Genomic DNA, 5,927 nt, shown 5'->3' with positions numbered 1-5,927 from the left:
CCACGACAGGCCGACAACAAGCCACCCTCACCGGCCACCGCGAACTCCTGACCGCCTGCGCCTTCTCCCCGGACGGAACACACCTGGCCACCGCCGCCCGGGACTGGAAGGTCGTCATCTGGCATACCGGCCAGGGACCGGAGAAGCCGCCGAACAGCATTGCCTGGGAGTCCTACTGCACCTTCTCCCGAGACGGCACCCTGCTGGCGACGACCGGGTATGGACGGCGGGTGCGGATCTGGAGCGCCGACACCGGCGAACTCAAGCACACCCTCGCCGGGCACACCGACACGGTCACCGGGTGCGCGTTCAACCCTGCGGGCACACACATCGCCTCAGCAAGCCACGACGGGACGATCCGCCTGTGGGACCTGTCCAGCGGTTCCCCGTCGCCGACCATCATTACCCACGACGACGCGGTCACGGCCTGCGCCTTCTCAGCCGACGGATCCCTCCTCATATCGGCATCGAGTGACGACACCGTCCAACTCTGGGACGCCGCCTCCGGAGCCCGGCTGGGCGTCCTCCACGGGCACACCGGCGTGGTCTCCGACTGCGTGCTCTCGCCGGACGGCAGCCTCATCGCCTCCGCGAGCCATGATCACACCGTACGACTCTGGCGAACCGACAACGGCCGGCCCCATGCCGTTCTCGACGGGCACACGGACCTGGTCAGCTCCTGCGCGTTCTCGCCGGACGGCAAGCTCCTCGCGAGCGCGAGCCATGATGGCACGAGCAAGGTCTGGGAGTCCTCGTCCGGTCGACTGCTCCATACCCTTCGCCGACACGGCGGCGGTGTCGCAGACTGCGCCTTCTCCCCGGATGGCCTGCTGGCGACTTTGGACCTCGGCGACGCCCACGTGAGGGTGTGGCGACTCGGACCGGGTACGCCGGAGCCCGTGTGCGGACTCCGTGTCGCCAAGCCCCTGCTGCGCCTTGCCTGGAATCCCCACCGACCGTTGCTGTCCGCAGTCGGCGAGGCGGGCGTGTACCTGTTGCGCTACTCACCGGATGCTGGAAACGATGCCTGATGGGCCACCATGTTTGACGCCGGACCATACGTCAGCTGCTACCGAGCCCGGTCCCTGACCGACGGTTCCTTCACCGGCGTGCGCTGTGTGAAGTTCGCCAACCTCATCCACTTCCCCAACGTACGGGGAGTGGCCTTCGTCTGGTACGCCGAAGGCCTCGACCAGGCAGGACCGTACCGCCACTTCGGTGAGGCGTTCCTCGTCCCGAACCCCGCCCCGGACGGCCCGATTCTGGCACACGCTGCGGGAATCACCGGCAACGGTGAGCGGGCCGAGCCCTTCCTGCGGCTGCTGGTCAGTCCTGACCGACGGCTCGGATCGGTGCCCGAGCGGGTGCGGATCTCTGGTGACCGCCAGGAGGACTGGGAACTGGTCCCGGACGGAAGGATCTCCGACTACACTCCGCTGCCACGCCATGTGGAACGCAACGGCCCGCTCCTGCGCGAGTTCAAGGTGCGCCGCGATGGCACGCCAGGGTTCGGCGTCCGCTCCATGCTCTCCAGCGGCAGCTGGATCGGGAGCGGCCGGTGGCTCGACATGACGTACCTTCACCTCGGTACCTACATCGTCGATCCAGCAGGCATGGCCCGGTACGGTGTGTCGGACATCGCCGCGGGAAACCACTACTGCAATGTCGTCCCGTGGGGTGAAATCAGCCTCCGGGCCGATGCGGGCGGCCCCGTACCGTTCGTCCGGACAAGCGGCACCTGGTCGGAGACCTGGGAGCTGCGCCGCGCAGCCACCGGCTGGAACCCAGATCCCGCCGTAGCCGACGTGGTCGCCGCCGGAACGGCATCGTGAGGTCACTGGTGTTGAGGTTAGACCATGCCTCCGGGTACCAGAGCTGCAATGTTCACGAGAAGGAGATCGGCATCCTTCAGGTCGTCCAGGACAGCGTCAACTCCGGCAGTTGCAAGTTCCTGAGCACTGGTCGTTCCGGATGCGACACCGATCACCCTTGCTCCCCCCTGGAGACCAGTTCGAACGTCCTCCAGAGAATCACCGATGATTACCGTGTTGGCGCTGGTGAACTCGGTCCGGTACATAAGTCCCGCCCGCTGCTGAGCCAGGGCCACGAGTGCCGGCCGGTGGGAGTCGTCCGAGGCGAAAGCGCCGATCGAGGTCTCCAGGTAGTCATCCAACTCGAACGCCTTGAGCTTGATTTCGGCGTTGCGGCGGAGATTCCCCGTGAGCACTGTCGGGATGAGACCGGCAGTCCCACGCACCGCCTGCAGGGCACGGACCGCACCGGCCATGATCTGACCTTCGCCACGCATCTCCGCCGCGCAGTCGGCCAGCAACTCGGGCAGCAGCGCGATAATGCGCTCCGCCAGCCTTTCGACATCAGGCTCGGGCACGCTGTTCTCGCGCAGGAGCTGGCGAACGGTCAGCGGCATCGTGACCCCGGTGCCCCGCGCGGGCAGCCTCTCAGCGGGCCGGCCGACGACGCGGGCGAAGGCGTCACGATAGACGCGCCGGTCGAGCTCGCCGACGTAGAGCAGCGTCCGGTCGATATCCCAGAGCACGAGTGACGCGACCAACAGAATCAACTCCTTTCCGCGAGCGCCACGGCCGAGCGCTCGATCAGCTCCTGCGTACGCGCCCCACCGCCGAAGGCACGCAGATCGTCGGTGGTACGGCCGAGGTGCTCGTGCAGGCGGCGCGACTGAACCTCGGCTGCCAGCTCCAGCACATTCTCGACGGCAGCGCACCCCGCCTCGTGCTCACCACTGCGTCGGTAGGCCGACGCGGCTCGCGCCTCGAACAGCGCGCGTGTCCGACGGTCTCCCGGGTTCAGAGCGGCATGGGCCTGCTCGAAGTTCACCGCGGCCTGTCGCGGATCGTCGAGGTCGAGCTGGCAACTGCCTGCCTGCCCCGCGATCTCGCCCTCGTTGATCCAGTAGAGCCAGTCGGGATCCTCGTCCGAGGGGCCCGCTGCTGCGAGCTCAGTTGCCGTCCCGAGCGCCCGAATGCACGCTTCCCGCTCACCCAGTTTGGCGTGACCGCGCGCCTGTCGCGTGAGGAGCATTGCCTTCAGTGAAGGGGAGTTAACGGCCTTGACCTTCTCTCGAGCGGCCTGCATCGCACTGACGGCGTCTCGGGGGTCACCGTTCGAGTAGCTCTGGATCGCGAGGTGCGACAACGCTCCCGCGCCGAGCCGCGGATCCCCGGAGGCGTGCGCCGCTCGCAGCGCGCCCAGGAGGGCTTGCTGGGCTGCGGCATGGCGACCGGCGTCGAAGTGGAACCAGCCGAGCTGGGTTTCGGTGTCGGCAGCAATGGCGGCGAGCCTACGGCCGGTCTCCTCGTCGTAACTTCCGTGCCGCAACATCCCCTCCAGCATGGAGAGATGGGCGCGGGCGAGATCAGCAAGCCTTCCACTGCCGGCGCTGGCGTCCATGTGCCGCAGCTGCTGAACTTGATTGAGTGATGTCGGAGCCGTTCGGCTGACAGCCACTGGGCGATTGCGGTAGCTCGGTGCCGTGAGATATGCGCAGGGCGGCGGCTTGACCGACGCCGAGAGGGCCGCGCGGGAGCGGATCCGGCTTCAGGCCGTCGTCCGGTTCGAGGGCGGGGCAAGAACAGGGAGATCGCGGCAGCGTTGCGGGTGAGCGAGCGGTCGGTGGAGCGCTGGCGGCGCCAGTGGCGGGAGGACGGCGAGTCCGGTGTGCGTTCGAAGGGCTCGCCCGGCCGCCCGAGGCTCGGCGAGGCGCAAATCGCGAAGCTGGAGCGTGAGTTGGAACGCGGCCCGCTGGTCAACGGCTGGGAGGACCAGCGGTGGACGCTCGCGCGGGTGAAGACGCTGATCGGTCGGCTGTTCCACGTCGGCTACACCGTCGAGGGGACCTGGGCACTGCTCAGGCGCCATGGCTGGTCATGGCAGCAGCCGGCCCGCCGGGCGATCGAGCGCGACGACGCGGCCGTCGAGCTGTGGAAGAAGGAGGTGTGGCCGCGGGTAAAAGCACCGCGGCGGCTCGCGGGGCCTGGCTCGTCTTCGAGGACGAGGCCGGGCAGTCGCTGAGACCGCCGCGCGCCAGAACCTGGGGCCGCGTGGGCCGCACACCCGTCGTACGGGTCCGGGGCAGCGGATCCGGCAGGGTGTCGATGGCCGGGATGAGCTGCTACAAGAAGGACCAACGCTCCCGGCTGATCTACGGGTTCCGCGTACACAGAGGACGCAAGGGCGAACCCAAGGGCTTCACGTGGAAGGACTACCGCGACCTGATCCTGCGCGCCCGCATCCAGCTCGGCGGCCCGATCGTGCTCGTCTGGGACAACCTCTCCGCCCACCTGATGCCACCCATGAAGGAGTTCATCGCCGCCAACCAGGACTGGCTGACCGTCTTCCAACTCCCCTCGTACGCACCGGACCTCAACCCGAGGAAGCCATCTGGTCACTGGTCAAACGCGACATCGGCAACCTCGCCGTCGCCAACATCGACCACCTGGCCAAGGCCGTCAAACGACGCCTCAAGAAGATCCAGTACCGCCCGCACCTGATCGACGGAGCACTCACCCAGGCCGGGCTGATCATGGACGGCTGACCACAACCAGGCCCGACATCACGCATTCAAATTCAGTACTGTGCCGGTCATGTCTGATGATCTGCGGGACATCCGCCCGCGTGCTGAATCTGCCGTGGCCGCCCAGCGGTTGGCCGATCCGGGGTTCCTGGTGAACGCGGACCCGGGATCGGTGATGGCGTTGCTGGATGCGGCGTCGGGTCCGGCGGCGCGATTGGCCGCGTCGGTGTACCGGGCCTCGACACACCTGCATCGTGACGTCACTGCGGGGGTACGCCGACAGCTGCTGGCGCTGGACGCGGCCCGTTACGGGGACCAGGAGCTGTCGGCACGGATCACCGCAGTACCGGTGGTGGACGAACCCGCCGCACCGTGGGGCGTCGAGTGGGCCACCGGCTCCCAGCTCGACCTGTCCGTGCGTCGTATTCCGACCGCCCACACCGATGCGTTGCTGGCGGTGGCGACGGCGGTGGTCGACGGCCGCCCCGTGGCGGTCACCGGCGGTACTGACCGGAGCGTGCGGGTATGGGACCTGACCACCGGCCGGCAGATCGGCCAACACCTCGCCGCCCACGCCGGCGAGGTGTGCGCGGTGGCGACGGCGGTGGTCGACGGCCGCCCCGTGGCGGTCACCGGCAGTTCTGACCGGACGGTGCGGGCGTGGGACCTGGCGACGTGCGAGCAGATCGGCCAACCCCTCACCGGCCACAGAGCTGCGGTGGGGGCGGTGGCGACGGCGGTGCTCGAGGGCCGTCCCGTCGCGGTCACCGGCGGCGGCGATGCCAGGGTGCGGGTGTGGGACCTGACCACGCGCGAGCAGATCGGCGAGCCGCTCACAGTCGCCGACTCCGGCGCACCGGTGTGGCCGTACGAGGAGGGGGTGCGAGCGGTGGCGACGGGGGTGGTCGATGGCCGCCTCGTGGCGGTCACCGGTGGCCACGACGAGACCGTGCGGGTGTGGGATCTGACCACGGGCCGGCAGATCGGCCGACCTATCACCGGTCACGACGGCTGGGTGTTGTCGGTGGTCACGACAACGATCGAAGGCCGTCCCTGCATCGTCAGCGGAGGCGAGGACTGGACGCTCCGGGTGTGGGATCTGGCCACGGGCGAGCAGGTCGGCGAGCCGGTGATCGGCCATAGCGACAAGGTGCGGGCGGTGGCGACGGCGGTGCTCGACGGCCGTCCCCACGTGATCGCCGGCTGTCAGGACGGGATGGTGCGGGTGTGGGACCTGGCCTCAGGCTGCCAGGTGGGCGAGCCGCTCACAGGCCACGCCTTGAGGGGCCCCGAGGTTTCCGGACAGAGACCCAATAGAATCTCTGTTCAAAGGAAACGAGGTAGCAGTGGCACCACCCAGCAAGTACTCGCCTGA

5 protein-coding genes and 2 pseudogenes are annotated in these 5,927 nt (G+C 68.5%); 5 read left to right on the top strand and 2 right to left on the bottom strand.

Annotated features, from left to right (window positions below):
* Both P3T29_RS32285 and P3T29_RS32280 read left to right on the top strand, forming a co-directional pair.
* Window positions 1-1,031, top strand: a pseudogene (locus P3T29_RS32285) (WD40 repeat domain-containing protein); the annotation flags it as partial.
* A 9-nt stretch (window positions 1,032-1,040) separates the two neighbouring features.
* The gene (locus P3T29_RS32280) at window positions 1,041-1,832 is read left to right on the top strand and encodes a hypothetical protein (protein ID WP_280720241.1); all 792 of its coding nucleotides are present in this window, start codon (window positions 1,041-1,043) and stop codon (window positions 1,830-1,832) included.
* A 17-nt stretch (window positions 1,833-1,849) separates the two neighbouring features.
* On the opposite strand, the gene P3T29_RS32275 is transcribed toward P3T29_RS32280, so the two are convergent.
* Together P3T29_RS32275 and P3T29_RS32270 are read right to left on the bottom strand one after the other, a co-directional pair.
* Window positions 1,850-2,572, bottom strand: coding sequence for an HAD hydrolase-like protein (locus tag P3T29_RS32275; protein WP_280720240.1), 723 nt, complete (start codon window positions 2,570-2,572; stop codon window positions 1,850-1,852).
* Between the two features lie 5 nt (window positions 2,573-2,577).
* Complete coding sequence (locus P3T29_RS32270; protein WP_280720239.1) at window positions 2,578-3,429, bottom strand: hypothetical protein; 852 nt, start codon at window positions 3,427-3,429, stop codon at window positions 2,578-2,580.
* Between the two features lie 82 nt (window positions 3,430-3,511).
* Here P3T29_RS32270 and P3T29_RS32265 point away from each other — a divergent pair.
* From P3T29_RS32265 to P3T29_RS32255, 3 genes and pseudogenes are all read left to right on the top strand, one after another.
* Window positions 3,512-4,050 (top strand): annotated as a pseudogene (locus tag P3T29_RS32265) (winged helix-turn-helix domain-containing protein).
* The gene (locus P3T29_RS32260) at window positions 3,960-4,529 is read left to right on the top strand and encodes a transposase (protein ID WP_280720238.1); all 570 of its coding nucleotides are present in this window, start codon (window positions 3,960-3,962) and stop codon (window positions 4,527-4,529) included. The pseudogene P3T29_RS32265 and the gene P3T29_RS32260 overlap by 91 nt, the downstream one beginning before the upstream one ends.
* Window positions 4,530-4,622: 93 nt before the next feature.
* Window positions 4,623-5,927, top strand: coding sequence for a hypothetical protein (locus P3T29_RS32255; protein ID WP_280720237.1), 1,305 nt, complete (start codon window positions 4,623-4,625; stop codon window positions 5,925-5,927).

The organism is Kitasatospora sp. MAP5-34, assembly GCF_029894335.1.
GTDB lineage: Bacteria > Actinomycetota > Actinomycetes > Streptomycetales > Streptomycetaceae > Kitasatospora.
The sequence above is the reverse complement of the archived record's forward strand: the minus strand, read 5'-3'. Positions and strand labels throughout refer to the sequence as shown.

What these genes read in the sequence shown, in the direction of transcription:
- P3T29_RS32280 (WP_280720241.1), top strand. Translation starts at nt 1,041, where the DNA reads ATGTTTGACGCCGGACCATACGTCAGCTGCTACCGAGCCCGGTCCCTG.
- P3T29_RS32255 (WP_280720237.1), top strand. Translation starts at nt 4,623, where the DNA reads ATGTCTGATGATCTGCGGGACATCCGCCCGCGTGCTGAATCTGCCGTG.
- P3T29_RS32270 (WP_280720239.1), bottom strand. Translation starts at nt 3,429, where the DNA reads ATGGACGCCAGCGCCGGCAGTGGAAGGCTTGCTGATCTCGCCCGCGCC.